38 protein-coding genes are annotated in these 26,350 nt (G+C 67.0%); 4 read left to right on the forward strand and 34 right to left on the reverse strand.

Annotated elements, in window-relative coordinates:
* Positions 1–7 precede the first annotated feature (7 nt).
* The 4 genes from YU1_RS0115115 to YU1_RS0115130 all read right to left on the reverse strand — a co-directional run bounded on the left by YU1_RS0115115 (position 8) and on the right by YU1_RS0115130 (position 3,371).
* The gene (locus tag YU1_RS0115115) at positions 8–1,111 is read right to left on the reverse strand and encodes a glycine-rich domain-containing protein (protein WP_029004786.1); all 1,104 of its coding nucleotides are present in this window, start codon (positions 1,109–1,111) and stop codon (positions 8–10) included.
* Positions 1,112–1,127: 16 nt separating this feature from the next.
* Positions 1,128–1,799 (reverse strand): YmfQ family protein, encoded by a 672-nt coding sequence (locus YU1_RS29655; protein ID WP_084539895.1) that lies wholly within the window; start codon positions 1,797–1,799, stop codon positions 1,128–1,130.
* Positions 1,796–2,833 (reverse strand): baseplate J/gp47 family protein, encoded by a 1,038-nt coding sequence (locus tag YU1_RS0115125; protein WP_198018939.1) that lies wholly within the window; start codon positions 2,831–2,833, stop codon positions 1,796–1,798. The genes YU1_RS29655 and YU1_RS0115125 overlap by 4 nt, the downstream gene beginning before the upstream one ends.
* Positions 2,834–2,900: 67 nt before the next feature.
* Positions 2,901–3,371 (reverse strand): phage GP46 family protein, encoded by a 471-nt coding sequence (locus YU1_RS0115130; protein ID WP_035715471.1) that lies wholly within the window; start codon positions 3,369–3,371, stop codon positions 2,901–2,903.
* A 64-nt stretch (positions 3,372–3,435) separates the two neighbouring features.
* Here YU1_RS0115130 and YU1_RS0115135 point away from each other — a divergent pair, with 64 nt between their 5' ends.
* Both YU1_RS0115135 and YU1_RS0115140 read left to right on the forward strand, forming a co-directional pair.
* Positions 3,436–3,666 (forward strand): hypothetical protein, encoded by a 231-nt coding sequence (locus tag YU1_RS0115135; protein WP_029004789.1) that lies wholly within the window; start codon positions 3,436–3,438, stop codon positions 3,664–3,666.
* Positions 3,667–3,725: 59 nt separating this feature from the next.
* Positions 3,726–4,328: a hypothetical protein gene (locus YU1_RS0115140; protein WP_029004790.1), complete on the forward strand. Its 603-nt coding sequence runs from the start codon at positions 3,726–3,728 to the stop codon at positions 4,326–4,328.
* On the opposite strand, the gene YU1_RS32050 is transcribed toward YU1_RS0115140, so the two are convergent.
* From YU1_RS32050 to YU1_RS0115290, 29 genes are all read right to left on the reverse strand, one after another.
* Positions 4,325–4,885 (reverse strand): phage baseplate assembly protein, encoded by a 561-nt coding sequence (locus YU1_RS32050; RefSeq protein WP_051356900.1) that lies wholly within the window; start codon positions 4,883–4,885, stop codon positions 4,325–4,327. The two genes, YU1_RS0115140 and YU1_RS32050, sit on opposite strands and share 4 nt — an antisense overlap.
* On the reverse strand, positions 4,885–6,111 hold the full coding sequence (locus YU1_RS0115150; protein ID WP_051356901.1) for a phage baseplate assembly protein: 1,227 nt from the start codon (positions 6,109–6,111) through the stop codon (positions 4,885–4,887). The genes YU1_RS32050 and YU1_RS0115150 overlap by 1 nt, the downstream gene beginning before the upstream one ends.
* A complete protein-coding gene (locus YU1_RS0115155; protein ID WP_029004792.1) occupies positions 6,108–7,397 on the reverse strand; it encodes a DNA circularization N-terminal domain-containing protein in 1,290 nt (429 codons plus the stop codon). The genes YU1_RS0115150 and YU1_RS0115155 overlap by 4 nt, the downstream gene beginning before the upstream one ends.
* Positions 7,397–9,742: a phage tail tape measure protein gene (locus YU1_RS0115160; protein ID WP_029004793.1), complete on the reverse strand. Its 2,346-nt coding sequence runs from the start codon at positions 9,740–9,742 to the stop codon at positions 7,397–7,399. The genes YU1_RS0115155 and YU1_RS0115160 overlap by 1 nt, the downstream gene beginning before the upstream one ends.
* Complete coding sequence (locus tag YU1_RS34760) at positions 9,739–9,870, reverse strand: hypothetical protein (protein WP_280790719.1); 132 nt, start codon at positions 9,868–9,870, stop codon at positions 9,739–9,741. The genes YU1_RS0115160 and YU1_RS34760 overlap by 4 nt, the downstream gene beginning before the upstream one ends.
* The gene (locus YU1_RS0115170; RefSeq protein WP_029004794.1) at positions 9,867–10,313 is read right to left on the reverse strand and encodes a hypothetical protein; all 447 of its coding nucleotides are present in this window, start codon (positions 10,311–10,313) and stop codon (positions 9,867–9,869) included. The genes YU1_RS34760 and YU1_RS0115170 overlap by 4 nt, the downstream gene beginning before the upstream one ends.
* Positions 10,310–10,669 (reverse strand): phage tail tube protein, encoded by a 360-nt coding sequence (locus YU1_RS0115175; protein ID WP_029004795.1) that lies wholly within the window; start codon positions 10,667–10,669, stop codon positions 10,310–10,312. Before YU1_RS0115175 ends, YU1_RS0115170 begins: the two co-directional genes overlap by 4 nt.
* A gap of 28 nt (positions 10,670–10,697) precedes the next feature.
* Positions 10,698–12,173, reverse strand: a complete 1,476-nt coding sequence (locus tag YU1_RS0115180) for a phage tail sheath subtilisin-like domain-containing protein (protein WP_245263343.1) — start codon at positions 12,171–12,173, stop codon at positions 10,698–10,700.
* A gap of 13 nt (positions 12,174–12,186) precedes the next feature.
* Positions 12,187–12,420, reverse strand: a complete 234-nt coding sequence (locus YU1_RS29665) for a DUF2635 domain-containing protein (protein ID WP_035715472.1) — start codon at positions 12,418–12,420, stop codon at positions 12,187–12,189.
* A complete protein-coding gene (locus tag YU1_RS0115190; protein ID WP_156922163.1) occupies positions 12,420–12,983 on the reverse strand; it encodes a hypothetical protein in 564 nt (187 codons plus the stop codon). The genes YU1_RS29665 and YU1_RS0115190 overlap by 1 nt, the downstream gene beginning before the upstream one ends.
* Positions 12,983–13,435, reverse strand: a complete 453-nt coding sequence (locus YU1_RS32055; protein WP_029004798.1) for a phage protease — start codon at positions 13,433–13,435, stop codon at positions 12,983–12,985. The genes YU1_RS0115190 and YU1_RS32055 overlap by 1 nt, the downstream gene beginning before the upstream one ends.
* A 180-nt stretch (positions 13,436–13,615) precedes the next feature.
* Positions 13,616–13,888 carry a phage virion morphogenesis family protein gene (locus YU1_RS34015; protein ID WP_051356902.1) on the reverse strand — a complete coding sequence of 91 codons (273 nt, stop codon included), beginning with the start codon at positions 13,886–13,888 and terminating at the stop codon, positions 13,616–13,618.
* A 644-nt stretch (positions 13,889–14,532) separates the two neighbouring features.
* Positions 14,533–14,943, reverse strand: a complete 411-nt coding sequence (locus tag YU1_RS0115210) for a DUF2730 family protein (protein WP_029004799.1) — start codon at positions 14,941–14,943, stop codon at positions 14,533–14,535.
* Positions 14,943–15,155, reverse strand: a complete 213-nt coding sequence (locus YU1_RS34905; RefSeq protein ID WP_035715474.1) for a TraR/DksA C4-type zinc finger protein — start codon at positions 15,153–15,155, stop codon at positions 14,943–14,945. The genes YU1_RS0115210 and YU1_RS34905 overlap by 1 nt, the downstream gene beginning before the upstream one ends.
* Positions 15,156–15,362: 207 nt before the next feature.
* Entirely contained in the window at positions 15,363–15,683 is a 321-nt protein-coding gene (locus YU1_RS0115220) for a hypothetical protein (protein WP_029004800.1), read from the reverse strand.
* Positions 15,683–16,864, reverse strand: coding sequence for an N-acetylmuramidase domain-containing protein (locus tag YU1_RS32060; RefSeq protein WP_051356903.1), 1,182 nt, complete (start codon positions 16,862–16,864; stop codon positions 15,683–15,685). Before YU1_RS32060 ends, YU1_RS0115220 begins: the two co-directional genes overlap by 1 nt.
* Positions 16,865–16,946: 82 nt before the next feature.
* Entirely contained in the window at positions 16,947–17,315 is a 369-nt protein-coding gene (locus tag YU1_RS0115230) for a helix-turn-helix domain-containing protein (protein ID WP_029004801.1), read from the reverse strand.
* Positions 17,312–17,791 carry a hypothetical protein gene (locus YU1_RS33495; RefSeq protein WP_156922167.1) on the reverse strand — a complete coding sequence of 160 codons (480 nt, stop codon included), beginning with the start codon at positions 17,789–17,791 and terminating at the stop codon, positions 17,312–17,314. The genes YU1_RS0115230 and YU1_RS33495 overlap by 4 nt, the downstream gene beginning before the upstream one ends.
* A gap of 3 nt (positions 17,792–17,794) precedes the next feature.
* Complete coding sequence (locus tag YU1_RS29690) at positions 17,795–18,454, reverse strand: regulatory protein GemA (RefSeq protein ID WP_051356904.1); 660 nt, start codon at positions 18,452–18,454, stop codon at positions 17,795–17,797.
* The gene (locus YU1_RS0115245; RefSeq protein WP_029004804.1) at positions 18,451–18,675 is read right to left on the reverse strand and encodes a hypothetical protein; all 225 of its coding nucleotides are present in this window, start codon (positions 18,673–18,675) and stop codon (positions 18,451–18,453) included. The genes YU1_RS29690 and YU1_RS0115245 overlap by 4 nt, the downstream gene beginning before the upstream one ends.
* An 11-nt stretch (positions 18,676–18,686) precedes the next feature.
* Positions 18,687–19,340, reverse strand: coding sequence for a DUF3164 family protein (locus YU1_RS0115250; protein WP_029004805.1), 654 nt, complete (start codon positions 19,338–19,340; stop codon positions 18,687–18,689).
* The gene (locus tag YU1_RS29695; protein ID WP_029004806.1) at positions 19,324–19,656 is read right to left on the reverse strand and encodes a hypothetical protein; all 333 of its coding nucleotides are present in this window, start codon (positions 19,654–19,656) and stop codon (positions 19,324–19,326) included. Before YU1_RS29695 ends, YU1_RS0115250 begins: the two co-directional genes overlap by 17 nt.
* On the reverse strand, positions 19,653–19,985 hold the full coding sequence (locus YU1_RS0115260) for a hypothetical protein (protein WP_029004807.1): 333 nt from the start codon (positions 19,983–19,985) through the stop codon (positions 19,653–19,655). The genes YU1_RS29695 and YU1_RS0115260 overlap by 4 nt, the downstream gene beginning before the upstream one ends.
* A gap of 11 nt (positions 19,986–19,996) precedes the next feature.
* Positions 19,997–20,971 carry an AAA family ATPase gene (locus YU1_RS0115265; RefSeq protein WP_029004808.1) on the reverse strand — a complete coding sequence of 325 codons (975 nt, stop codon included), beginning with the start codon at positions 20,969–20,971 and terminating at the stop codon, positions 19,997–19,999.
* Between the two features lie 48 nt (positions 20,972–21,019).
* On the reverse strand, positions 21,020–22,993 hold the full coding sequence (locus YU1_RS29700; RefSeq protein WP_051356905.1) for a transposase domain-containing protein: 1,974 nt from the start codon (positions 22,991–22,993) through the stop codon (positions 21,020–21,022).
* Entirely contained in the window at positions 22,990–23,160 is a 171-nt protein-coding gene (locus tag YU1_RS32740; protein WP_198018941.1) for a hypothetical protein, read from the reverse strand. Before YU1_RS32740 ends, YU1_RS29700 begins: the two co-directional genes overlap by 4 nt.
* Positions 23,157–23,306: a hypothetical protein gene (locus tag YU1_RS33500; protein WP_156922169.1), complete on the reverse strand. Its 150-nt coding sequence runs from the start codon at positions 23,304–23,306 to the stop codon at positions 23,157–23,159. Before YU1_RS33500 ends, YU1_RS32740 begins: the two co-directional genes overlap by 4 nt.
* Positions 23,306–24,127 carry a ParB N-terminal domain-containing protein gene (locus YU1_RS29705; protein ID WP_051356906.1) on the reverse strand — a complete coding sequence of 274 codons (822 nt, stop codon included), beginning with the start codon at positions 24,125–24,127 and terminating at the stop codon, positions 23,306–23,308. Before YU1_RS29705 ends, YU1_RS33500 begins: the two co-directional genes overlap by 1 nt.
* A 2-nt stretch (positions 24,128–24,129) precedes the next feature.
* On the reverse strand, positions 24,130–24,438 hold the full coding sequence (locus YU1_RS0115290) for a helix-turn-helix domain-containing protein (protein ID WP_029004809.1): 309 nt from the start codon (positions 24,436–24,438) through the stop codon (positions 24,130–24,132).
* Between the two features lie 285 nt (positions 24,439–24,723).
* On the opposite strand from YU1_RS0115290, the gene YU1_RS33505 reads away from it, so the two are divergent.
* Complete coding sequence (locus YU1_RS33505) at positions 24,724–25,137, forward strand: helix-turn-helix domain-containing protein (RefSeq protein ID WP_210163764.1); 414 nt, start codon at positions 24,724–24,726, stop codon at positions 25,135–25,137.
* Between the two features lie 22 nt (positions 25,138–25,159).
* The gene (locus tag YU1_RS33510) at positions 25,160–25,354 is read left to right on the forward strand and encodes a hypothetical protein (RefSeq protein ID WP_156922173.1); all 195 of its coding nucleotides are present in this window, start codon (positions 25,160–25,162) and stop codon (positions 25,352–25,354) included.
* Between the two features lie 744 nt (positions 25,355–26,098).
* On the opposite strand, the gene YU1_RS0115300 is transcribed toward YU1_RS33510, so the two are convergent.
* A partial coding sequence (locus YU1_RS0115300; RefSeq protein WP_029004810.1) for an IS5/IS1182 family transposase occupies positions 26,099–26,350 on the reverse strand: 252 nt, incomplete at its 5' end.

Genomic DNA, 26,350 nt, shown 5'->3' on the forward strand with positions numbered 1-26,350 from the left:
GCCCCCCTCAATACGTGATCTTGATGTAGCCCGAGGCGCCCGCGCCGCCCGGCGCCGAGCCCCCGAGGCCGCCGCCGCCGCCTTGGCCCAGCAAGCTGGCATAAGAGCCGCCGATGGGGCTGCTGTTGCTGTAGCCCGCACGGTCCGTGTAGCCCCCATTGGGGGGCGGACCACCTGGCGACATGACAAGGGTGGTGCCGATCTGGTAGGCGGGCTGAGCCTGCGAGCCGATCAGGCCGATAATGTTCGCCCCGGAGGTGGTGGCGTTTGGCTGGATGATGGTCTGGACGCCGCCGCCCGAGCCAATCCCGCCATACCCGCCGTTAGCGGTGACATAGGACCCGAAGGAGGACGCGCCGCCCGCGAAGCCGTTTTGGGCGCCGGCAGCCGCCGCCCCACCGCCCAAGCCTACGGTGATCGGGATGACTTGGCCTGGCGTGACAGCGTAGCGCCCCACGGCAAACGCCCCACCATTGCCGCCCGTCGCCGCCGCCCCGGTGACGCTGGTTCCGCCGCCGCCGCCGCCCGCGCCCAACACCTCGGCGGTGACGTAGAAAACACCTTGGGGCACCGTCCAGGACGTGCTGTTAGCGAACCACTGGTAGCCACCACGGCTGAACACGCTCGGGGTCAGGCTCAGGACCTGATACACCGTCCCGTCGTAAGCCGCCTCGACGATGCCAGGCACAAGTTGGTTGGCGATCATGTCCGAGCCGCCATACATCCGGAGCGGCAAGGCCGCGAAATCGTTGACCTTGAGAGTTGTGGCGCCCCCGTTGCTGACGTGGACGTGGAACCGAATGGGCGTCCCGAGCAGTTCGTCGAGGGTGGCCGGTGCGGGATCAAGCACCAGGGTGAGCGCGTTCGCCGTGCCACCCGCCACCACGTAATTCGGTCGCTGCGTCCGAATGGCTCTCAAGAGCTGCTGCACGTCCAACGTCGAGCCGGTGAAACCGGCCCGCTCGATGACGGCCATCAACTCCTCTTGTAGGTCGTTGAGCCAGTCGGCCGTGACCTCCGTGCCGGCGATGCCGGCGACGGCGTCCCGGCCGCGAAAGCCCCGGCGGCCGCCGCCGATGTCGATGGTCGATGATCCGGTGATGCGATCCATGGTCCAGGTCCGCGAGTTAAGCCGGCAGCACCAGCAGGGAGCCGAGCAGTCGGAGGGGATCGCCGTGGACCGTGACAGTCACCGGCGACGTGGCGTTGGCGTCGAGATAGGAGAACACCACCTCGGTGTGCGCCGGCTTGGCGCGGCGGATGTCGCACTCGATGTCGGAGAGCTCGAAGTCATAGAGCCGGTCGCCGGCGACGCTCTCGCCGGCCCGGAACACGTCCCACGCGCCCAGTGAGAGGATCACGCGCCACACATACTGCTCGGGCGAATTGACCAGTTCGTCGCCGGCGCGCAGCACGCCCACCTGGCTGACGTGGACCTCCTCGATCGTGATGGTGACGCCGCGCTTGGCGGCGAGCCCGACGAAATAGGCGATCGACTGCCCGCCCCGCGCCGTCCAGCGCTGATGCGCCAGCCGCTGGCGCGCGGGCACGTCCATGGACGAGACGTCGCGGCCGCAGGGGTCCGGCCCCAGCACGCGCTCGAAATCTTCCAGGCACAGCACCGCCGTGCGCGGATCGATCTCCTCCATCATCGCCTCGGCGGTGGCCTCGATGTCGGCCACCTCGTCGGCGATCGGCCGCAGCACGGCGGCCAGCACGCTGTCCCGGCCCGGCCAGATCCAGCCGGGCGGCAGCAGCGAGAGCACCTCGCGATGGGCGGCATCCGCGCTGCGGCTCATGACGCGGCCTGCCAGGTGAGCACGCCGGGCACAGGCAACTGGCGCAGGGTCGGCACGATGTCGCCGGCGGGCGCGATCAACTCGTGCCGATACTCACCGGATGCCGCCGAGATAGCCTCGGACAGGCGCGAGTGATAGAGCCGCTCGCCGATCCTCGCCTCTCGCGCGAAAAAGGCGGTAGCGGCGGCGGTGGCGGCATTGCGGACGGTGGCCTCATAGGGGTCGAGCCCCACCGTGACGTCGCAGGCCAGCAGTTCCACGGCGACCATGATGACCTCGGCCGTCACCGGCCGGAGCGCATCCAGATGGGCAGCCATGGCGTCCAGCTCGGCAGGGGTCGGCACGCGCGGGATCGCCGCCGAGCCCATGGCCACCACCACGCCGACCGTGCCGACGCCCACCCAATTGGGCAGGCAGCGAACGTGGCTGGCGGCGAAGCTGTTCTGGATCCAGCGCGGATAGTCGAATCCGGCGCCGCCGTGAGCGGGCTCGCGGATCTCCGCCAGCACGCGGGAGAGCAGCGAGGCTTGAGTCTCGATGGGTGCGCCGCCGGCGAGCCCGTCCGCGTCCACCGCCGCCTCCTGCGGCGTGAGGCCCGACACCGTGGTGATGAAGGACAGGCGAGTGCCGGCGGCGGCATTGCCGTCCGTGCCGGCGGCCAGCGCCCGCACGTCCACGCTCGCCGTTCCGGCGGCGCCGATGGTGACGGCGGTGACCACCTCATAGGTGACCGATCCAGCGCCCTGGAGCACGGCGCCGAGGGGCACGACCGTATCGGCCCGGCCGGCGACGGTGGCCCGGCCGATCGCCTTCGTGGCCGGGCGCTGCTGGATGCCCCAGATGTCGGCATGCCGCAGCAGGTATTCCACGTCGGCGGTGTCCACGAAATACTGGTCGCCCCACCAGCGCAAATGGAGATGTACCTGGTGCAGTTCCAGCGCCACGACGCGCAGGATGGTGGCCAGCATGCCCCGCGGCGAGCGGATAGCACGCGAGAGCGCGGCCGGATCGGCGTCCGGCCGGATGCGGAGCATCTCGCCTTCCATCCGCGCCTCAAGGCGCCGAAGGATCTCAGTGGGTGTGGGCAGCGGAAACGGCATCTCAGGCCACCGCCCGCGTGATGGTCAGCTCGCGCCCGTCCACCTGAACACGCGCGGCCAGTATGCCCCTGGCCTCCGGTCGCCATTGGGCCGCGATCACCGCCGGCACGCCGGTGTCGACCTCTACCCAGGCGTAGCCCTCCTTGAGCCACTCGGCGGCCATGAGCTGGGTGAGTTCGGTCTGTTTGGCGCGGTCCAGCAGCCAGAGTCGAACACCGATGCGCCCGCCGTTCGCGTCAAGCGCGTCGCCCACCCAGCCGCGCCGCTCGATGAAAGAGGACGGCGCGTTCAGTTCGGTGATGCCGGTGGGCAGTTCGTCATCGGCGCGCGCCCGGCGGTCACTGCCGAAGGTGACGAGCATGGGGGTGAGCGGCGTCTCGTCGAGTACGAGGTCGCCGTCCTCGCCCAGCACCAAATCGGCGCGGCGGGTGTCCGGGTCATAGCAGAAGGCGAGGTCGAGCCAGGAAGACATGGTTCGCAAGATGCCGCGCGCGCGCGGCGAGCGTCATGCCCCCACAAGGGGGTGAGACCGTTGTATGCTGTTCGTTCTTTCTGCCGGTGCGGAGGCGGCGGCCATGGACGACGACGCCCAGTTTTCAGTTGACGAGATAAACGCCCTTCTTAAGGGGGGCTCGGCGCGGCCGAACTTGAACTGGTGCGTTCGTTCTGTTCACCGTTGTTTTGGGCGGAGCACCATGGCGGCATTACACGTGTCCGAAATGGGTCCGTTTTTTATCTCGACACAGGCACACGGCTTTTTGCTGTGACCGCCGCGCATGTCATTAGCCAATGGAGGGAGGCCCGGAAGGCATCTCATGCCACCGACATGAAGATCGCCACCAATCGAGTGAGTTTTGGGATCGACATTGAGGAGCGATTGATCGATCTGGCTGACGACATCGACATCGCCACTTTTCGGATCGAACGTACGGAGGTGACGGACCGCCTTGGAAAAGTGGTTCTAACGGGCGCCCAGAAATCCTGGCCACCACCGCCTCCGCAGGTTGATCGATCCATCTATTACTGCGGCTTTCCAGGGATAGCGACCGAATATAATCCGGCGGCCGGAATCATCTTCCGGTCCTGTACGGGCGGTGGTTTGTCCACGAGCATCAGCGAGTTGGACATCTGCAACCAGCTCGAACGCGAGTGCATGTTCCCGACCGGGGGTAAGGGTATCCCGGCCGAGAATTTTGATTTTGGGGGGATCAGCGGGGGGGGCATGGTAGCAATGGTGAAAGGCCCTATCAGGTCCTGGATGCTCGCTGGTGTGATTTACCAGGGCCCTAACCCGAGCGGCGATCCTGATACGGCGATACTCGGACTGGAAGTGATCCGCGCACGGCGAGCTCACTTCATTCGGCCCGATGGCACGCTGGATAGAGATCAGTGGCTCTACGCCGGTGGGCCACGCAAGCTGATTGTTTAGACTCCAGCGCCCGGTTCGCTATCGACCACCGGAATGATCGAGCACGTTACGCCCGCCCCGCTCGCCGCGATGAAGTGCCCGCCGGCCGAGAGCTTCGCCCACCCCTGCCCGGCGGCGAAGCGCGAGCCGTCCGTCATGCGCCCGCGCACGTAATCCGGCGTCACCTCCAGCCTGTTGCCCTTGACCTCGCAGGTCACGGCCTTGCTGGAGACCGCCAGGATGCTGCCGTCCGCCTTGATATGCACCCGCGAGCCGTCGAGCGTGTAGAGCGCCACCTCGCCCTCGGCGAGATTGCCGAGGCGCATGGACGGCGCGCCCACCGGCAGCGCCACCAGGTCGCCCTGGTCGCCGCCCACCGCCAGCACGATACACACCCCGCCCTTCTCCGGCGGCCGCGAAGCGATGCCGAACGGCTGGAGCACCTCGACCTTGGCGCGGTCGTGGCCGGCGAACAGTGTCATGTCCGCCGTCTGGCTCTCCGCATTGTCGTTGGTGGCGCTGACCACGCCGCGGACGATCAGGCCACGGATCTGGTGCGCTGTCTCGCGATCCGGCATCACTTATCCTTTGCAGCGCCTTCGGGCTTGCCGGAGCCGTTCTTCCGGTTCTTCGTCCGCGCGCCCTCGGGCGCCGTGTCGTAGCTCTCCGGTCCCGTCAGGCGCAGCAACGTGGTGGCGCCGCTCTGGTCAAAGCCCATCTCGACGCCGGCGATCAGCATGTCGCGATTGAGGCCCTGGAAGCTGTCAGACACGAACACCAGTTCGTTCGGGCGCCATAGCCGGCCATTCGCCCCGCGAAAATCCTTCACCTTGTGCTCGATCTTGACCGACCGTGCCCGCGCGGTGCGCTCCATCCAGTCGGCCTGCCTCTGCGCGCCCTCGGCGGTAAGTTGGGTACGCGCCATAGCCACCACCGGACGATGTCGCTGCATGCTCGGGTGCTTGCGTTCGCCCTGGATGGTGATGCCGGCACGCTCATGGGCGTCCTGCTGCTGCACATAGTCGCCGCTGCTGCTCCCGGAGGGGGCTGCTGTACTGTCCAGATGCGGCGCTGGACGCCGGAGGCCAGCGGCCCGCTCCGCTTGCCCCTTCACATTGTATTGCGAGTGCTGCTCCTTGGTGGACCAGTTGCCGGAGGTCTCCACCACATTGCCGGGGAACACCAGGTCGCCGGGCCCGCGCTTCTTGCCGCTCCGCGTGAGCACCAACGCTCCGACGCCGTCCGAGGTGACCAGCAGCTCGCGCTGGCGGGCGAACTTCTCGATCGCACTCATGGCGCTTTCGCCTACGTCGATGGTGGCGCGTGGAAAAGAAGGCCCCGCATCGACGTCGAGCCGCACCTTCAGGCCGAACGGTTTGAGGATCGAGCTCGCCACCTGGTCGATCTTGCTGTCGAAAAACTCGCAGGGCCCGTCCACGGTCGCGGCGCTGTCGATCAGGTCTCCGGTCTTGTCCTTGCCGGAGACGGAGACGGACACCTGCCCCTCGCCGGCACGCGGCGAGATGCTCTCGATCCATCCGATCAGCACGGGCTCGCCGTCGATGCGAATTTCGCACGACAGCCCATCTTCCACGCGCGGCGCATAGGCGACCAGCGAGGCGAATGGAAAGGTCGGTGCCGAGCGGGTCGCATCCCGTAGCTCCAGCTGGAACGAGCCGGAAATCTCGGACAGATCCCGTGTGACGCGCACCGATGTCCACTCGACAAAGGGCGTGCCCTCGATGAGCAGGGTCACGCGCCGCGTCGTGCCAAGCGTGGTAGTGAGCGACGTGCCGAATGTCATGCCAGCACCTCGACGGGCTCGGGCGGAACGGCGCCTGGATGCCGCAGGCGGTTGCGCGTGACGATGTCGGTGAACATTGCCCCTACCAGGGACGGATTATCGCCGGCGAAGTGCTGGGCCAGCAGCCAGGCCGATACCGTGTCCGCCGGCGTGACCAGACGCACGCTCGGCAGCCGGCCCATCACCTCGTTGAGATCCCGCGCCAGGGCGGCGCGCAGTTCGCCCAGCGCGCCCAGCAGCGTCGCCACCGGCGCGGGCGCATCGTCGGCCAGGGCGATGGCGGCGGTCTCGGTGGCGTCGATTTCCACCACCAGCAGATCGCGCCAAGCGGCAGCGTCCTGACGACTCTCATAGGTGATATCGGCCGCCACCTCGACCGCATAGGCCAGCACCGCGGCGCCGGCGGCGAGGCGGGCGGCGGCGGCGGGCACGCCCACCGCGTCGGAGGCGCGGATCTCGCCGGCGATGGCCAGCAGCAGGGAGGCACCGGTCCGCGCCGTCAGCACCGGGACCGAAACGGACGCGCTGCCGCCGGCGCCTATGGCAGAGGGTGCGGCCCCGAGCGCAGCCTCGGCCACGGGCACCACCAGCGCGGTGAGCGCCGCCGCGATCACCGCCGCGTCCTCGGCCCCGCCGCCACCGGCGGCGGCCGTGTCCAGGTACGCCACGTTCAGCGCTACCGCATCGCCCACCACGGCATGAGCGAGCGAGCTACTCACCGCGCTGCTGGCCAGCGCGCCGACGGAGGTGACCAACGAGGTGGCGGCCGACCAGACGGCGACGCCCATGGTGGCGGCGCCCATCACGGCGGTGCACAGGCCCTGTGCGGCACTGACGAGGCTGGAGACCGAGCCCAGCAATGCCGAAAGGGTCGCGGCGATGACGCCGAGGTCTCCCGCCGGGACCAGCTTGAACGTCACTTCGAAGCGCACGCATCGCAGTTCGGCGACGTTGAAGCGGATCGAGGCGGCCCCCTCCGGCACGACGACGGTCATCTCGCCCAGCCAGGGATGCAGCAGCGTGCCGGGGCCGCGTGCCTGGAGCGCGGCTTGGAGCGACAGGGCGCTCTGGATGTAGTCGTCGCCGATGATGAGGCCGGCGACGCGGACCGAGCCGTCGTCCCGGCCGAGGTCCTCGACGCTGCGTCCGTCGACACCAGGGAAGTACGTGGCGACAATGCGGCGACCAACCTCGACCGAGGTGTCCGGCATGTGGAAGGTCAGACCGCGAAACGCCGCCGGCTTAAGCCCGGCCAGCAGGGCGCCGGGAGTGTTGAAGATACCCATCAGGCGCGCCCCAGCGTCGTGCCGCGATCGGTGACGAGGGCCACCAAGGGGTTGTCGCTCTGCACATTGGTGATGCGCGCGCCTTCGGTGGCCGAGACGATGATGTGACCTGTGACGGGCTCGTTCTGCAAGGTGGATTGCTTGCCGGGCAGGGGCGCGTAGCCGGAGCCGGGCGAGAAACCGCCGCCGGTGGGGTTGCCGAGGGCGTCCGTCTCGGGCATGCCCGATGCAGCGCCCGGCGCCGGCGGAGAGCCATCGCCGTTGAAGAACTTGGGCACGTCGGACCAGGACGGGAGCTTGGGAATGTGGGCGTTGATGTAGTCCACCACCGATTGCCAGAGGTTCTTGATCTCGGCGAACGCCTTCGTGGCCTCGTTCTTGAGCCCAGTCCACGCCTCGCCGACCTTCGCCAGAGCGGCAGAGAAGGCGCCGTTGCTCCAGCCGTCCACCCAGGAGGAAAAAGCGGTGAACACAGCTTTGATCTGCGTGACGTTGGTATCCCAAACGAACTTGAGAACAGCGCCGGCGCCCGACCAAACGGCCTGGAGCGCGCTCACCACGGTGTCGGCGGTACCGGATAGCGCCCCAGCCACTTTACCTGGCCAGGCGCGGATGTCGGTGCCGAGTTGCTGGTCGAGCCAACCGATGATGATGGCCCCGATGCGCTGGAGGATCGCGAGGATGCCGCTGCCGATGCTGCCGAGCCCGCTCACCATATCCGCAAAGGCCCCCTTCAGGCCGGACCAGTCGCCGCTGAACAGCGCTTTCACCACACGCACCGCCGCCCCGAAGGTGGAGACGATGGCGGTGCCCACGGCGCGGAACAGCGGCGCGAAATTCGCCCAGTCGTTGATGATGATGACTGCGATGCCAGCCAGCGCTGCGGCGAGCAGGCCGATGGGCGTGAGCAGGACGCCGGCCAGACCGGCCGCAAGGAAGCTGATAGACGTGAACAGAGCGCCAACCACGGTGGCGAGGACGCCGACCACGGCGGTGAGAACGCCGAAGCCGCCGGAGATAATCGTGAACACGGGACCGAGCAGGCCCAAGGCCGCCACAAGGACGAGAAAACCGCCGCCGATCATGAGCACGTTGTCGATCAGGCCGGGGAATGCCTTGTCGACCTCAACCGTCCAGCCGAGCACGGCCATGAGCCCCTTGTTGATCCATGGCAAGTTCTTCGCGAAGGCAAGGCCGATACGTGTACCGAACTGGGTCGCGATCTCCGTGAACAAGAAGATCTGGGTGGAGAGGCCGGCCATCTGGGTGTTGAAATCCTTGGTGATCACGTCCAAACCGCTGCCCGCTATCTCCTTCTTGAACTCCTTGTATTTCTCGATATTCGCCAGCATAGGCAGCAGAAAATCGAGTACCTGCGTGTCGCCGAACACCTTGCCGAGTTTTTCGGCTCCGCCGATTTTCTTGATCTGCTCAGCAGCGGCCTTCGCTGCCTCGGCGTCGCTCTTGCCGGCCGCCTTATGAGAATTGTAGAATGAGAGCATCTGCTTATCGCTCACCCCTGTGAGCTTCGCGACCTGCTCGATTGCTGTCTCGACGGGGTTGAGGCCCTTGGCGGCGGCGTCCTTCATCACGCCGGTAATGTCCACGCCCATATTCCCGAAGTTCTTGATCGTCTCGGGAGATAGCAGCGTGCTCAGGAAATTCTTGAAATTGCTCGCAGCCGTCGACGTGCTGTCGGTGCCGAACATGGCCACCTGGAGCGAGGCTCCGATGGTCTCGACGGCTTCCATGCCTTTCATACCGAATTTTCCAAATTGCGCGCTCAGCTCAGGCAGTTCGCGCGCCATGTCCTTGAACCCGAACCCGCCGAGCTTGCCGGCGGCGACGAGCTTCGCCATAGCAAGCTCCATGTCGGCGGAGCTGATCTGCAGCGAATTGTTCAAGGCGAAGGCCACCTTTGCAACGTCCGCGGGCACGGTATTCGACGCCTTGCTCACCCGCATCAGGGCCGGCAGGAGCGCGTCCACCTGCTTTTCATCCATGCCGGCCGCGATCAGAGAGCCCGCAGCTTTGGCGATGTCCAGCGAGGCGATGCCCGTTTTTAGCGCCAGGTCCTGGTAGCTTTTACCGAGTTCGGCGATGCGGGTCTCGGCGGCCTGTCCGAACAGGCCGGCCGTGACAGCGCTGTCGCGCAGCACCTGGTCGAAGGCGGCCGCGCTCTGGACCGGCCCGGCGAAGTCAATGGCGGCCACGGCGAGGCCGAGCGCTCCGACCTTCTGGGAGAACGCGGCGAGGCTGGAAAACTGGCCTTGCAGAGCCTTGAGCGGTGCCGTGACGCGATCCACCAGACGCACAAGAATGGAGACGTCCAGGGAGTTGCTCATGTCGCCTCACGGCACTTCTGTTGATAGGCGGCGAGGGCATTCCACCACCACTTTGCGCGGTCGACGGTCATGCCCTCGATCTCTTTTTCGGAGAAGCCGGTGTTGGCGGCGATGCCGCCCAGGATCACTCCTGGGTTGTCGGGCCATTCCCGAAAAAACCCTCGACGATCTTGCTGGCCCCCGCGATGTCTTCTGCGTCCATCTGGTCGAACAGATGGCTCATGACGGCTTCGCGGATGCGCGTGGAACGGGCCAGCATCGCCACCGGCTGACTGTCTTTCGCGGCGCTGGTGATGGCGCGGATGTCGGCACCACGCAGGCGGTGAAAGGTCATCTCGGAATAGCTGTCCTCGCGCTCGATGCCGTCCTTCTTCACGCGCACGGACACTGGCTCGATGAGGGTGAGTGTCACGCTGCCGTCCGCGTTGCGCGTTGCGCGCTTCGGCAGGCCGCCCGCCAGCTCGGCATCCTCGTCGACCACCGCGCCGGTGCCGTCCTCGATGACGATGGTCCCCTTGGACGCCGCCAGCCTCTCGTCATCCATGTTGATCACAACGCTATCGCCGCTCATGACATGATTTCCTCATAGGTGCCGATGGTCCATTTCAGCTCCAGCAACTCGCCGCCGGTAATCTCCGGCGGGCCGTCGGTCAGAAAGGCGTCCGGGCAGACGTAGGTCTGGCCGGTGTCGCACTGGAGCTGAAGCTCGCCTTCGCCATCGCCGTAGACGGAGGCGAAGGACTGGCCCTTCTCCAACGCCGTCTTGGCCGTCACCTCGCCGGCGACGAACTCACGCGCGCGAGCCGCCTTGGCGCCATAAGTGAGCGGGTTGTTCTTGTAACCGGGGAGCTTGAACTTCGCCCCCTTCTCGACGGGAATGCGGCGCCCCTGCCACACGATGTCGATCACGCCGACAGCCTGCGTCATGTGATGTCTCCTTTAGCCGGCGGCCGCGTCAGGCCAGAAATTCCAGGGAGCCCGCCAGCACGATCAGATTGCCGATGATGCGGATGGGCTGACGGGCGTTGAGGCGGTTGCGGTCACCCTGCGCGTCGCGTTCGAACACGCTGAGCGCGGTGGTTTCGGTGGTGCCTTCGATCCAGCCCCACTCCTCATACTTGCGGCAGCGCGCCCCCCAGGTGCCCTGCATGCGGCGCGGCGTTACGACCACGCCGGACTGGTCGGCCTGCGCGGCAATGCTGTCGTCGTCGGACAGCTTGGAGCGCGGATAGAGGGTGGTGACGTAGGCAGCCCAGTCGTAGCGGATGCGCGACAGGGTCTTGGGCACCATGATGTCCAGCCAGGCGCGATCGGCCACGCCAAGCGAGGTCGCCTTGTAGGTGGTGACGAGGCGGTCGATGGTGACCGTCCCGTCCGTCAACGTATTGAAGGTGGAGATGCCGCCCTTGAGCAGCAGATCCTGCTCGGCATCCGAGAACTGGTCGGCCTCGGCCGGGGCGGCGACGCCGGTGAGGGTCAGGCCGCGCAACTGGCGGGCCGGATCGTTGGCGAGCTGGAAGGCGGAGAGGCCGGCGGCGCTCGCGGCCCACACCCACGGCGGCGAGGCGGAGCCCTGCGTGCCGATGATGGAGAGGTGCGGCGAGTTGGTGAGGGCGCCCTTGGTGGTGAGCTGACCGAACGTGCCGCGCGAGCCGACGTAGCCGTGTGCATCCTTCTTGCCCATGGCCTGGAAGCGCAGGGCGAAGTCCTCGGCGAGCGCGGCCAGCGTGGTCGCGTCGTCCCAGGGTACGACGATGTCGGTCCACCACTGCGCGGCGATCACGTCCAGCACGTCCGTGATGTCTGGGTTGTTGGCTCCGCCGCTCATGGCGGCGATAGTGGCCGTCAATCCGGTGGGGATGCTGTCGCCCTCACGCATGGCGACCTTGAGGCTGTAACCATTGCCCACCTCGCCCTTATGTCGCGAGGTGAGCGTCACGACGCCCGTATTCGCGGCGGCGGTGACAGGCAGCGTGGTTACGGCGTTGATGGCCGCTGCCGCCGCTGTGGCCACCACCGCAGCGGTGGCGCCGGAAGCGACGGCCAGCTTGATGCGCTCGTTGCCGACGTAAAGCGGCAGCGGCCCGGCCGTCGTCGCGGTGCCGGCGAAGGTGTAGGTGCCGACGGCAGCGATGCCGGTGGCGTCATCCGGGACGCCAATGGCATAGACGTCGCTGGTCCGGTTCACCTTCTTGTAGGCGGCCACCATGTCCTCGCCCACCGAGCCGGTGCCGAACAGGGTCGTGCCCTGCTCGGGCCGAGTGATGCGGTGGATGGTGAGCGGCAAGGCAATGCCGCCCGTCTGCTGCACGACCAGCAGCGTCCGGGCAGGATAGGGCACCGCGCCGGCCTGGTCATAGATTGCCTTGGCCTCGACATAGGTGCCGGGCTTCAGCCAGTCATAGGGGATTTCGTCGAATGAGATGGTCATGGGTCAGCCTCGGTCAGCGGCTCGCGCGGCGCTTGCTGGCGCTGGCGGTCTCGGGTTCGGTGGGGGTCTCGCCGGCGGCACCGTCAGCGGCCTCGGCGGGAGGCTCGGCGGCCACCAGGTCGCCGGCCTTCAGCCGCCGGCGCACATAGGCGTCGCTCTCCGTCCAGTCGCCAACGACCGGCCAGGACGAGCCGTCGAGACGCGGCACGGTCAGGCCCTCCGCGGGCTTGAGATAGATGTTGCTCATCAGGGGGCTCCCAGCAGGATGGTATCGGTGAAGGTGGCGCCGTCCGCGACGACATAGGTGGCGATCAGCCCAGCGAAGTCCGGGGCATCCGCGAGGGTGTCGAATGGCGCGCCGAGCGCGCCGGGGCCGATCTCGATGTCGACGACGCCGAGGGCGACGACCATGTCGCTGTAGCCATCGACGTAGGTCTGGTCGGCCGTCGCGACGCTGATCGTGCCGATGCCCGGCAGCGTCTTGCCCTGGAGCACGCAGACGGCGGTGGCCATGGCCGGATAGAGGCCGGGGCCGAGCGCATCACCGAGAAATCGGCCGGGCCGGTCGGAGTTTTTGACAGCGATGGTGAGGCGCATCTTGTGGTGGCCGCGCGCCTGCCGCCCGCTGCTCTTGCCCATCTCAAACCCCGTCCAGCCGAAGCCGACCCAGGGCGTATGCCCCATGAGCATCTCGAACTCAGTGAGCGTCAGTTCGGACGGCACCAACTCGAACTGCCAGTTCGGCATGAACGGCCGTAAGACCGCCTGGACAGCCGTGCTCACTTCGGTGATGGGATCGACGTCGGCCATCATAGCCCCCCGTTCGGGGTGGCGCAGAAAACGGCCGGTCGGGCGCGGGCGCCGCTGGCGCTGGACGCGATGCCAGCGAGGTCCATCTTGCCGGCGGCGACAGCCTCAAGCCGGGCCATCCCCTCCGGGTCCGCCAGCGGTGCGCGGCCCGCCTCGGTCCATTCGACCATGCGCCAGATGGCCCCTCCCACTGCCTCAAACGCGGCGATCCAGCCGCGTTCCGGGGACGGTTCGCCCGCCGGCGCGGCGAGGTCGGTGGCGTAATTTTCGTCGATCGGCAGCTTCGCGGCGGCGGTCACGGATGCGGCGATGACGGTGGTCGCATCGGCCAGCGTGTGGGGGCCTCGGCCATCCACGCCACTGAACGTGCCGGCCGGCACCAGGTTGACCCGTTCGGGCACCAGGGTGTCGGCGGCGAATGCCGGAGAGAGGTGGGCGTCATGTCGAGCCATGCCCGGCACACTGCCGGATTGCACGCGGACGCATCATGCCCCCGGCTGGGGGTGGCAATTTCGAAAAAGGGGGGCGATTGAGAATGCCGTGGGGCGCCACTCGCGCCTCATCGGGTATCACCGCCGCTGCCGGAGGGCAATCGGGCCTCAGGGGTGCCTCTTAGCCCTCTTAGTCGCCTCTTACAGGTCGACGGATCGGCTCAGCGCGCCGAGCACCAACTCCTCGATGTGCCGGGCGCCCTCGCCCGCGAGGCCGTTGAAAGGGCGCACCGGAATGGTCACGCTGTCGGCCCGCACCGGGCCCGTGACGAAGCGGAGGCGCAGGTGCGGCGCATGCATCGGCTCGATGGTGGCACCGAGCTGGTAGACGGCGTCGAAGATCTTGTTGGTGGCCACCTCGACGCTGCCGTGTGCAGCACGCTGGGTGAAGGAGCCTATGAGGCCGCCGCGCATGGCGCGAGCCGGGGTAGACTTCCTGCCAGCAAGGGACGGCCGCAGGCGTCTCCGCCGCGGTCTGCTGGGTGTAGAGGCCAGCGGAATAAGCCATGCTACGGTAGGTCTGATCGACGACGCGCTCACCAGCTCGGCGAGCCGGTGTGCACCCAGCCATGCCTGGCGACGATCCGGTCGAAGCACCGGCGGAACTCCTACCGGCAGGTGCCCCGCTCCAGCGCTTTGGCCATGGCCTCGGCGGCCAGATGCTGCCGGTCCACCGTCTCTTTGGCCTTCTTGGCATCCTGCACATGACGATCCGGAGTGGAGCGGGACGGCACTGGAGAGCATCCACGCACGAGCGGCGCACCACCTCAATCACTCGGTAGGACGGGGCGACGACGGCGATCCCGCGGGATCGTCCAGGCCGAGCCCCGCAAGGGTCGCCCATCTCTGTTTACGGAGAGCGGACGGCAGATCCTTTACCGCCCGCCGGATACGCTGCGCGAGGTAGTCCGGATCTGCCTCGATCACACCACGGTCGATACCCTGCCGGTTCGTCGCCAGCAATTCGACCAGGACGCGGCACGGAGGCTCATGCCCTCTGCAGCCGCGAAGTGTTCAAGAATAACGCGGTGCCAGTCGCGCGCCGCTCGCGGCCAAGTTCATCGTCCCCCCTCCGCACGCAACTGGTTCTGCAACATCATGTCGGCGGTGCGCGCGACGCTCCCCAGCAGCTTCTCCATGCCGCGCGTGGCCTCGGCCGCGACCGCGGTGGAGCGCTCCACCTCTCCAAGGCGCATACCCAGCTGTTCGATGTCCTTTCGGCTAGGCAGTTGTTCGGTCACCGCCTCGAGGCGGGACAAGCGCGCGTCCGTGTTGGTCCGCCGCTGCTCGACCTTGGCGGAAAGCTCGGAGACCGCATCCTTCAGCGCCTTGGTCTGCTCGGCGTGCTCGGCTTTGGTGGGAAAACGCTGCTGCAGGTAGAGCATGCCCGCGCCGACTAGAAAGGGCGCAATGGCGCCCATGATCCACACCCAATCCTTGATGCCCTGAATGATCTCACCCGCCATCATCAACCCCGACTGTGATTTCGCTCGGCGAGCGACTGATATTCCAAGTACCTGGTCGCCCAGGGAACGACCCGGCGGCGTGCCGCCTGGATCGGCTCACCGCAGTCCTGGCATGCATCAAGGCCCTCGCCCCTCGTCTGCACACGGCGCCAGCGATTTTTTCGTGACGAAGCCGCTCGTCGGGCGGCCTGCGCATTTTCGAACGATGCGCTCACAGCCCGCCCTTTCTCAGGTCACTGTGCCAAGACAGGAGACGACGGCCGCAGTGGCGCAACGCGGCCTGCTCGCGCCGGTCCTCCTTCCATGCATGCTCGACCTCGCCGGCCGAGAGAGAGCGGTCGGGCACCACGGCACCGGAGCCGTCAAAACAGGTGGCGAGATCCGGCGGCAAGGGCGGCAGGTTGCCCTTGAGCGGCGCTCGGCTAATGGACGTTCCGCACGCGGCCAGCGGCAGCGCGAGACAGACAAGCAGCAGTATTCGCAGAGGTCGCATCCACGCGGCTCCGGTTTTCGTTGTCGGCGCGGGTGTCAGCCGCTAGGCGCTTGGTGTGAGCCTCGGCGGCGGCTGTGAGGGTATCGAAGCGGTTCGCGAGGGCCTGGTTCTCGGCTTCGAGCCTGCGTGTCACGCATTGGTTGCGCGCGCTGGCGCCGCCCTCCCAATGGCCGCTTGTGTAGCCGATGCCAAAGGCGGCGGCGATCGCGAGCAGCGCGGTAGGATTGAGCAGCGCGAGCAAGCCGGCCATCAGGCGTGCTCGCCGCTGATCTGCTGCGCGACACGGCGGCGGATGACGTCACCGAACAGGCGCCAGACTAGGAACCCGCCGAGGATGGCTGCGATCCACCAGGAACTGGTAAGCCAAGCCGCGAGATCGCGGCCGGCATCCACGAGAGGCCGCACCGCGCTCACCTGGCCGATCGCCGCCTTGGTCTCGTCCAACATGCCGAGGTTTTCCGCACCGCCCCCTACGCCCAGGGCCGTGAGCAGGAAGCCCACGCCACGCCCTCGATCGGCTGTGGCAACTGTGCTGGAGCCGGATGCCCGCAAATCCGCTGCCGTGGTGGCGGCGCGCTCGACGGAGGGCACCCGGGGCTGGGCGGCGGCGAGCGCGGACCGGAGGGCGTCATCATAGTCGCCAGAGACTGGCAGTCCCTCATGCGCCTGGAAGGCCGAGACTGTGCCGATCATCTTCGTACCCCACGTTCCATCCACATTGCCGACCTCGGGATAGCCGAGGTCGACGAGGCGCCTCTGTATCGCTTCGACCTCGAATTTCGCGAGCGACTGGTAAAGCTTGGGAGACGGCAGCGCCGCGCCCCCCGCGAGCGTCCGTTCCCAGCGTCGGAAGGCGGCGGCGAGCTTGGCATCGTAGGCATTGGCCTTGTAGCCGGAACCGTTGTAGCCGAGGGCAAAGCCGGCCCAATCGCGGGCGGCGAGCTTCACGCCGAGGCGCTTGCGCGTGATCTCGGCCGCCATCATGCGCAACTGGCCGGCCACGCCCTCGACCGTCATGGCGTTGAGCATGCCGGTGGCCGAGGGATAGCCCAGTTCTTCGGCGAGAAAGCCCATGGTCTGACCGAGGCCCCAGGAGCACGAGCGGTTTGCACAGTCCTCATCGATGGCGCGAGCCTGCGCCAGGACTGCCAGACGCCCGGCAGAGGCTCCCTGGTCCTTGTACTGTGTTGACCGCGACCACTTCGGGATGGCGAGCCCTGCCTTGACGGCGGCGGCGAGCTTGCCCGGGGCACGGGCCTTCAGCTCCCGATGGAAGACGTGACGCTCGAACAGCAGGCACGGCGTACGGCCGTCCTGCTCGAACGGCTTGCCGCCGCTTTCCACCTCGACCACGGCGCAGAACGCGGGCAGGTCGATGCCGGCATGCGCCGCGACCGAGCGCGCGGCCGAAATGATGTCATTGGAGAGCATGTCCGCCCCTTGCGCCGGTCACCAGCAACCGTGGGGCAGAATGGCGATTGCGAGGGCGTTCCATCATGCCCCCGGCTGGGGGCTAGCGCCGCTCGAACATGTCGAGCTGGCAACCTGTCATCGCATGCGCATTGAGGATACGCCAGACGGTGTTTTCCGAACACCCGACCTTACGAGCGATCTCGGCATATGACAGACCTCGCGAACGATAGACAAGTACCCGCCATTCGCGCGCGACGGGAACCTTGAAATACTCGCGACCGCAAGCCTCGACCAGTTTGGCGGCGCCCTCAAGGCCCATGATCGCCTTAAGGCCGCCCAGACCCACGTCCGTGCTCGACACAAAGAGCCGCGTGCCGCCCCGCTGCTCGATGAGTTCCAGCGCCGCTTCCGGGCCGACGATTGCGACGAGCCTTGCAACTTCGTCAGTGGGGGGCGGAAGCTTGCTCATCGCAGCACCAGCCCGCGCGCCGTATAGGTGCCGCTGATCGACAAGGCGCTATTCCGCTTGCGCCAGACGACGCGCGCGGTGTGGGTGCCGTCGCCGCTGCGATGGAGCTGTGCACGGGTGACCTCCATGCCATTTGCCTGCCACATGGCATGCTGCTGCCGCAGCTCCGCATGCGCGGCGAGCAGCGCTTCGAATGGGATGGTGCGGGTCTGGCGGCGGGCCATCATCACGTCTCCAACTTTTTGCACCAGCGCACCGGGCACTAGGTGCGGGGCATCCAGATCCAGGGCTAGCTGCCTCGTGGCGCGCTCAGTGGTGCGCGCGGCTGCCGCCCTCCGGTGGGCGGTGCAAGGGTCCACCTCCGCTCGCAGTTGCCGGTGCAGCATCTCCCGCAGCGCCTTCAGATCGGCCCCGGTGGAGCGGCCTTGCCGGCACTTGCGCGTGATACGATCTGGGATTTTCTGGCGCGATGGCATGGCCTACGTTCTCCGCTCGCGGGCCTTGCGGAGCCGCCGGCCAAGTTCGCCGGACAGCCTGTCGAGATCTCGGTCCGTGATGCCGTCGAGCGCGAGGCGGGCGGGGAACGGCCCATGATCGCCGGAGGCCTCCAGGCGGCGGATCTGCGCGCGGATGATCTCCAGCTTGCGCCAGCGCATGAGAGACAGCGAAGCGGCGCTTAAGAGGCTCTTGTCAGCATCCCAGGCGACACCGGCCTCGCGGGCGATCCAGGACTTGAGCGCCTCGATCACGCGCGCCGCGTCGGTGCCTTCGCGCACCCAGTTGAGATGCGCGATGCCCGTCTGGCGCGTCACGAACGCCACTAGCGCGCGGTCCGTCCTGTCATTGGCCAGGCCGAGATTGTAGACGGCGATCCAGAGGGCGCGGCAGACACCGGCGTAGCTGCCCTCCAGCCGCAGGGCGCCGGACGCCGCCGGTGCTCCCTGGTCGGCTGGTGTCACGGGATTGGTCCAAACCTTGAAACGTTCGATCACGCTCCCGGCCTCGCCGGCGGAGAGCTGCTTGGCGGAGCGCTTTCCCGTGACCGCTTCCAGCACGTGGCGATAGCTGTCCTCATCCAGGCCGAGACGAGCCTTCGCAGCGTGGATGGCGCTGATTTGCTGAGCGGTAGCGGGGATCATGCGCCCTCCGCACAGATGCGGACCTCTTGCCCCAGATCACCGAGCGTGGCCTGAAGTGCGGCAACAACCAGCGCTTGGGCCTCGATCTTCTGTACGATCGCCGAGATGGTCGCGTGGTCCTCCCCCCCGAAGGCCTGCGCGATGACGCCAGCGGCGTCGCTGGGCACGGTATGCCCGATGCGGATGGCCCCGGTGTGGTTGGAGGTGACGAAGAAGGTCATGCTCACCTCCCTCAAGCCGACGCTAGGTCGATGGTGATGGGCTCCCAGCGGCCGCGCGGATCGGCGCGCCGGTAGAAGCGGCAATATTCCTTGGAACCGATCACACGGATGGCATCGCCGAGGGCTTCCATGGCCGCCGGCCAGGGCTCGCGCTCGATCTTGAGACGCCGCAGCGCGAACAGGGCGGCGGTGTTGATCTTGCCTTCCTTGTCCACCTGGAAGGCGTGCTGCACCAGCTCCAGCAGCTCGGCGGCGGCGCCGCCCGACCAGTCGGAGATGCACTGGTCCACCAGCTCCTTCGCGGCCCGCAACTGCGGGCCGAAGGTGAGCTGGTCCTGCACCTGGATGACCACCTTGAAGCAGCCGTCGTAGCTGGACAGGGTGACGTTGCCCTTCACCCCGCCGCGCTTGGCGCCATACTTCTCGGCGATCAGCTCCACGCACGCGGTGACGTCGTCGAAGGTGTGGCCGCGAAAGCGGCTGATCTGCGCCGAGAGGTCCTCGGCATACTGGACGATCTTGCGGACGGTCTGGTCCTCCAGGACGTCCTCGGGCCGCACCAGGTCGAGCGGCACCAAATGCCCCTTGCCGTCCCGCATATAGGCGGTGCCGCCCATCTCGACGACGCCGGCCTCGGCCGGCCGCGCCTCAAGCTGCTGATCCATCGGTAAGCTCCTGTTCTGTGATGGTGACGTAGCCGGCCGCCGCGAGCGCCTCGGCCAGGGTGTCGGCGGCGGACCACATCTCATCGATGGCCGCGTCTTCCTCGGCCATGGTGTTGGCCGTGAGGTGCTCGGAACGAGCCTGCGCGAACGCGACGGCGGCTTCCGCGCAGGTGTTGAGCGCGAGCACGGCGCGGGCGAGCGCCATGATCTCGTCGGTGGGGATGCCGATGGCGACGCGGCGGGGCAGCCGCGCGGCATCCATCTGCCGCGCGATCTCGACGGCGCGGGCAATGTCGGGGCGGGCCTCGGCGCTCATGCCGCGTCTCCCCCGGTGCTCGTTCTGCCGGCCCGGTCACGGCCGGCGGCCGGGAACAGCACCACGTTGCAGCCGGGGATCGGCATGGCCGCCGCCGCGCGGCCGGCGCGCAGCGCGGCGATGGGGTCGAGGTCGCGGGCGATGGCCTCGTATTCGTCGGCCTGCCGGGCCGCGCGCTCCAGCTCGGCCGCGCGATCGGCCAACTCGTTGAGCACGCCGACGATGGCCTGGACGGCCACCGGGCCGATGGTCATGCCGGCCTTGCCGTACCGGCCGAACTCGTCGCGCAGCGCGGCCACGGCGGCGCTGAGAGGGGGGTGTTGCGTCATGGCCATCTCCTTCACGCCGCGTTGTCGAGCTGGACGGACGAGAGCTGCGCCCACGCCTGGCGGATATGCTTGGCGCTCAGCGGCTCCTGCGCGCCGCCGGCGAGCATGCACGCCAGCCGCATCGTCTTGGTCAGGCTGCGCAGGGCGCCCGGCTTGCGGGCGATCTGCTTGAGCAGCTCGGCCTCCTTGCTGTCGGCGTCGATGCCCCATGCCTTGACGATGGCGCAGACGTCCTTCGCGCGGGGCTTGGGCTGGGTGATGCGCATGCCGACGCGGGAATAGAGCTGGGCGAACTGCGCGCCGCGCCCCTCGCCGCCCTGGAGCCGCGACAGCACGCTTTCGTTGCCCGACACCACCACGCCGCAGGCGGCGAGGTCGTGGATGGTGCGCAACTGGTCAAGGGCGGGGCTGCCCAGGTGCTGGGCTTCGTCGATCACGATGAGCGCGCCCGAATTGCGCAGGCGCGAGACGATGGCGCGGGAAAGCTTGTTGCTGGACCGCTCGATGACGCCCATGGCCTCGGCGATGGCGGCGAGCATGTTGTTGGGCGAGGACAGGCAAGGCTCGCCCGTCACCACATGCACGTTGGGCGCGCGCCGCTGATATTCCTGGATGGTGGTGGTCTTGCCGATGCCGGCGCCGCCGACGATCACCCCAAAATCGGGCGCCACCTGCGCGAAGCTCAGGATGTTGGTGATGGCTTCGGACGTCGGCGTGGCGAGATAGCCCGGCGCCACCGGCAGGGTGGCGCGGGTGCGCTTGCGCTCGCGGCGGGTTTCCAGCCAGCGCGACACCTTCTCGCCGATGCCGACGTTGTTGCCCTGGTAGGTGTCGCCCATCCACGGGGTGAAGGTGCCGTAGGCGATGCCGGCCTCCTTGGCGATGTCGGCCTGTGTCAGGCCTTCCTCGCCCATGAGCAGCCGCACCTCGGTGCGCAGCGCGTCGAGAGCCTCTTTCGCCGTGGTTTCCGGATTATGCGCGTTCATGTACTTTCCTCGTGTGTGTGTGTGTGCAGTTGACGGGGTGGATGGGGATCAGCCGTCCGCCCCGTCGTTGTCCCGGACCACGCGGAGCTGGCGCATCGCGCGTCCGAAATCGGCGAGCACGGAATCCTGGTCGTGCTCCATGTCGGGATCGGCCCTGAGAGCCGCGTTGCCGGCCGTGCCGAACACCGGGCGCACCACCTTCGTCTCCGGCGCCTCGGGCGCCTCGACGGTCGGCATCAGCGCCGCGAGGTCATCCAGCGACAGCTTGCGTTCGGCCTTCGCCATCGCCTTCGCCGCCTTGAGGAAGTCGTTGCGGGCGCGGGCATGGACGCGGGCGGCGGCGCTGTCGAAGAAGCCGGTGCGCTCGACGCACTGAGCGGCGGCGATGTAGGCGCCATCCGGCCGGTAGAGGTGCACGCTCTCGTGCAGGGCGTCGGGATCGAAGCGGGCGACCACCTTGCGGCCAAGGTGCTCTAGCAGCGCCTCGCACCAGTAGCGGTTGCCGTAGAGATGCACCGAGCCATCCGGCCGGCGGGCCGTGGTCAGCTCAGAGGCCAGCAGCCAGCGGCGCTGCTGCTCCGGCGTCGCCTGACGGATGGGCGATTGCTGGTAGGAGACGGCGAACGCTTCGGCGAAGGACAGGCGCCCGGCGCAGGCGTCGGTGCGGCGGCCGGCGCGGGTGTTGTGCTCGGCGATGCCTTCGGACACCACGGCCAAGAAGCTCTCCAGCGGGATCGCCTTGCTGGCGTAATTCTCGGGCTTGGCCGCGACCGTGTTGCCGGTCCAGGCCCCGACGAAGCGGGGATCGCGGGCGATGTTCTGCGCGAAATCCCGCCACGCCCGCTCGATGGGCTTGGCCTGGCCGTGATAGGGCGTGGCCCAATGCACCTGGCAGCCCAGCTCGGGCAGCAGGCCGACCGGATCTTCATCCCGCACCTTGAAGCGATACCGGGTCTCCGTGCCGCCGGTGAGCCATTTGCTGGCGAAGTTCCGGCCGTTGTCGAACAGGCAGTGGTCCGGGATGCCGTAGGTCTCGACGATGTCGCCGAAGGCGAGCCGGACCGCCTCCTTGTTCTCTGAGCGGTCCACCCGCCACGAGAGGATCATGCCGGAGAACAAGTCCTGGAAGCCGACCATGCACGGGCGGCCGATCTCGCCATCAGGCCAGCGCACGAACACGTCCCACTTGTGCCCGTCCGCATTGACGGCCTCCAGGGCATGCAGCGCCGTGCGGTCGCGCTGCTGGGCCGGATAGAGCCTCTTGAGAGCCTCTGGACCCTCGCGAAAAAAGGTCCGCGTGGTCTGGTCGATGGTCGCAAGCCGCCGTTCCAGCGTCTTGCAGGACGGGATGGTCCAGCCCTGCGCCTTCGCCACGCCCTGGAGCTGCCGGTAGCAATGTGCGGCGGTGGGCTTGGATTGCGTGAGCCACGCGGCCTTGATCCATTCCCAGGCGGCGGGGTCGCATTCAGCCTGCGCCTGGCCGCCGGCATGCCGGGGCGCCAGGAAGGCCAGCCAGTTTTGGCGCTCGATGCCAGCCACCTCGCCGGCCCAATTATAGAGGGTGCGCAGGGTGACCCTAATCTGGCTGGCGATGAGCACCATCGCGTCGTCGCGCTTGGTGCCCGCCATGGTGAGGGCATCCACCGCCAGCAGGGCCTCCAGCTTCGAACGGGCCTTCTGCTTCTTGTTTTCCGGCAGTTTTTCGAACCACGCCCACCGCTCCTCGCGGGAGAGCGTCGCCTTGGCGGCGGCGCGCTCGGCGCGCGCGTCGCGCCCCTCGGCGCGCTGCTGGCGCAGCACCAGGATGGTACGGGCGGCCAGCGGCAGGAGGTCGTAGCGATATTCGTAGCCGCCGCCGCGACCCTCGCGCCGGCGCCATACGCCGAGCGGATTGGCCGGATATTCTCGGCTGGGCTGGCGCCAGTTCTCGCGATCAGCCCTGCGTGCGATGGCTTCCCGCGTTGTCGGAAACTCCGGCAAGGCGAGCGCGGCAAGCTCGTCGGGCGTCCACCATTCCTTCAACGTAGCACCCCGTTTTTCTTGAGTTGGTGGCGGGTGGCATCGATCTCGCGGTCGATGCGGGCGCGCTGTTCCATGCGCTTGGCCGTCTCGATGGCCGGCAAGTAGCGGCGCTCGATCACGGACCAGCCGAACATCAGTGCGGCGGGCGAGCGGGTGCGCCGCTTCATCCGAGCCTCGCGAGCGCCGCGATGGCGCCGAACGCCACCAGCAGAAAAAGCAGGCCCGCCATGCCGAGCATGAAGGCCGCCGCCTGGAGGCGCACTTCGCGCAGACGCGCGGCGCCCGCCTGGATGGGATGGCGGGGGGCGGGCATCACGCGGCATCCCGCTGGCTAACGGCGCCGATATGGGACAGGAAGCGCTGCTGGACGCGCGGCGGCGCGTCCTCCCAAGCCTTGAGCAGCCGCGCCCAGGCGGCGTCGTCCGGGCTGGGAGCCGGTGTGGGGCGGACCCCGCGCAGGCGGTCAGTGGCGGCCTGGACCGAGCGCGGCGCGCCATCGCCGCCGGACAGGATGAGGTCCACCGCCTTCGCCTGCTCGTCGGGCGAGAGCCGCACCAGCGCGTCCAACTCGCTGCCCTTGTCCGCCAGCCTGGTGCCGGAGATCCGCTTGCGCACCGCAGGGTCGATGACCGCGCGGGCGATCATGCGCTGGAGCGTGCGCTCGCTGACGCCGAGCTTCTCGCAGGCGTCGGCCGAGAAGCGGGGGGCCAAGTCGCCAAAAATGGCGACTTGCTCCGCCGGCCGCGCGCCGCCGTGCTTCGTGGCCGGGTGGAGCTTCTCGTGGAGGCGCTTGCGTTCGGCCAAAAAAACGCTGCGGTCCAGCTCGGAAAGCTCGGCCCGGTAAAGGTTCTCATCGATCTCGCGCAGCCGCGCCTGGTCGGCGGAGAGGTCGAGCACATAGGCGGCGATCTCCTCCCAGCCGAGCAAGGTGGCGGCATCCAGCCGGTGGCCGCCGACCACCAGGAGATAGCGGCCCGCCTTCTTCGCCGGGCGCACCTCGATCGGCGTGCGGAGCCCGTCCGCCTTCATGCTGGCGGCGATCAGCAGCGATCGATCCGGGTCCACCTGGCGCAGGCGCTCGCCCGTGTCGATCAGGGCGAGGGCGATTTTGACGCTTGTGCGTGCCTCGGTCATGTCTAGGCGGCCTCTGCGTTTTGACGTTGGCCGCACGGCTGCGCGGCGTTAGGTTTGCGGCGAGTGCGGTGCTGGTGCTTCCGGCCGCCCTTAGCGTCGAAGCGGCTCGGCCAGATCTGGCGGGCGGGGATGTTGAGGGCGGCGGCGATCGCCAGCTCGCCGAAGTAGTGAGGGCGTGAGCAGGCGTGCCGGCAGGCATCGTCGATCAGGCCCGCCCCCCGCGAGACGGCTGACAGCGTCAGTCCCTTCTTGCGGATGGCGGCCTTGATGTCCTCGGGATGCCAGTCCCGTGGGTTGCGCGTCTTGATCATGCGGCTCCGGTGGTCCGGCCCTGCCAGGCCGGGTTTTTTTGGAGGGAACGTGCGTCGGTTTCGAGCTAACATTGCACTCAAAACAGTGCATTACAACTCTCAAAATAGTGCAAAAGATCGCACAGCGAGGTGGCGCGTGAGGGTACGTGCTATCACCTTGATATTTATGTATTTTATACAGGCCCGCCCAACACGGCTCACGCTACGGGCGGCCGTCACAGTTCCCGAGTGGGATCTGTGACGTCACCTCAAATGAGCTCACGACTCAAGGTCGTGCGGACTGAGATGGGCGTCACCTCGGCGCGGGAAATGTCCGTCCGGCTCGGGCTCGGGCCAAACACGTGGCGTCAGCTCGAAGATGGGAGGAACCTGCCCAGCAGCGAAACGCTTCAAAAACTGCTGGATCTTGGCTTCAACGCCAACTGGGTCCTGAGCGGTCAAGGGCCCATACGCCTCGATGGTGCCGATGAGCGAAGCAGCAACGCCAACCCCGCCCAACCGCCCCTGAATGCACGCGTTTTAGCTCAAGCGTTAGCCCTTGTTGAAGAATGGTTAACAGCCAACAAACGCATGATGCGCGCCGACAAGAAGGCTGCCGTGGTGGCGCAAATTTATGAGTTCGCGCTTGAGGACGCGTCGTTAGGAAAAGAGCCAATTGACAGCCACCGAGTGGCGCAGTTCCTTCGGTTAGTGGCCTAATTTCTGCTAGGTGGAGGCAGTTGTGTCGAAAGATATTGATCGGATTGCACGCATTAAGACCGCTCTCAATGAATATAGCGAGCTATCAAGCGGCGGGCGAAGCAATGGAGAGGATGCAACTGCGAATGTGAGCGTCGTCGTTTTTGATTTTTCCGGCGCCGTGCTCGATGGCTGCCACTTTGCAGCAGATTCAAACTATAATCCGCTTAAGCCGTAGTTGACTACAATTGCATGAAAGCTCTCTATTCAATAGCGCGGCATGTGTTTTTTCAGCCCGAGCTTTTCAGCACTCGTCGCCTTTCGGCTCGCTGGGTGGAGAGCTTTCTCAGCTCGCAATGCTTTAAACTCCAATTCAAAATCCATGAAAATTCAGCGCTGGTCGCGAGATATTCTCGCGACACGACTGCGTAGCGCAGCTATAATTATTTTGCAGACCAACAGTATATTGATCATTTTCGCGTTGTCGTAAAACGAAAATTTCATAATATATATTGATATTTACATGAATTTGCCCCATGGGGTGCCGCCGTCTATCTTCGCATTATCAACATTCTGATAAAGAACTACGCTCCACGCTCATCCAATGATGAACGTCGTAGGATGTGGCGCCGTATGAGCCGTGGCCGGGCGGCTAATCTCAAAAAGCGCGTAAAGCGCCACCCGAGCGATTTGACCGCTGGAGAGTGGGCAAATCGTCCGCCCCTCCTGCCGGCGTGCGCGGGGCGGCGCTGGCCTGCGACAGACTTGCGGGAGGCGCTGAACATGCTCCGCTGCGTGGCGTCGCCAGGTGGCGGCCTGAGGATGTTGCCATTGCCAGCCTGCTCCTCCGCTGGATCGCGCACCCCTGAGCGGTCTCAAACGGACTCTGAGAGGGCCTTCAACGACGCGGCTGCTAAGGCGTCCGCCGCCGTAGCAATCTGAAGAAACGGGTGTCCGAAGACCTAGGCTCAGGACTCATTGATCACAGCCAGAAGATGACGACTGCTGCGATGCATATGGCAGAGAAGAAGGTGTGGGCGCATCGGTCGTATCGCGTGGCGATGCGCCTCCAGTCCTTGAGCTTGGCGAACAGGTTCTCGACCTTGTGCCGCTGCCGGTAGAGGGATTTGTCATAGAGGAAGGGCTGCTTGCGGCTCCGCGATGAAGGAATGCAGGGATTGATGCCCCTGGAGGCCAGTGCCTCGCGGAACCAGGCACTGTCGTAGCCCCGATC

The sequence above is a fragment of the Azorhizobium doebereinerae UFLA1-100 genome (assembly GCF_000473085.1).
Classification (GTDB): Bacteria; Pseudomonadota; Alphaproteobacteria; order Rhizobiales; family Xanthobacteraceae; genus Azorhizobium; species Azorhizobium doebereinerae.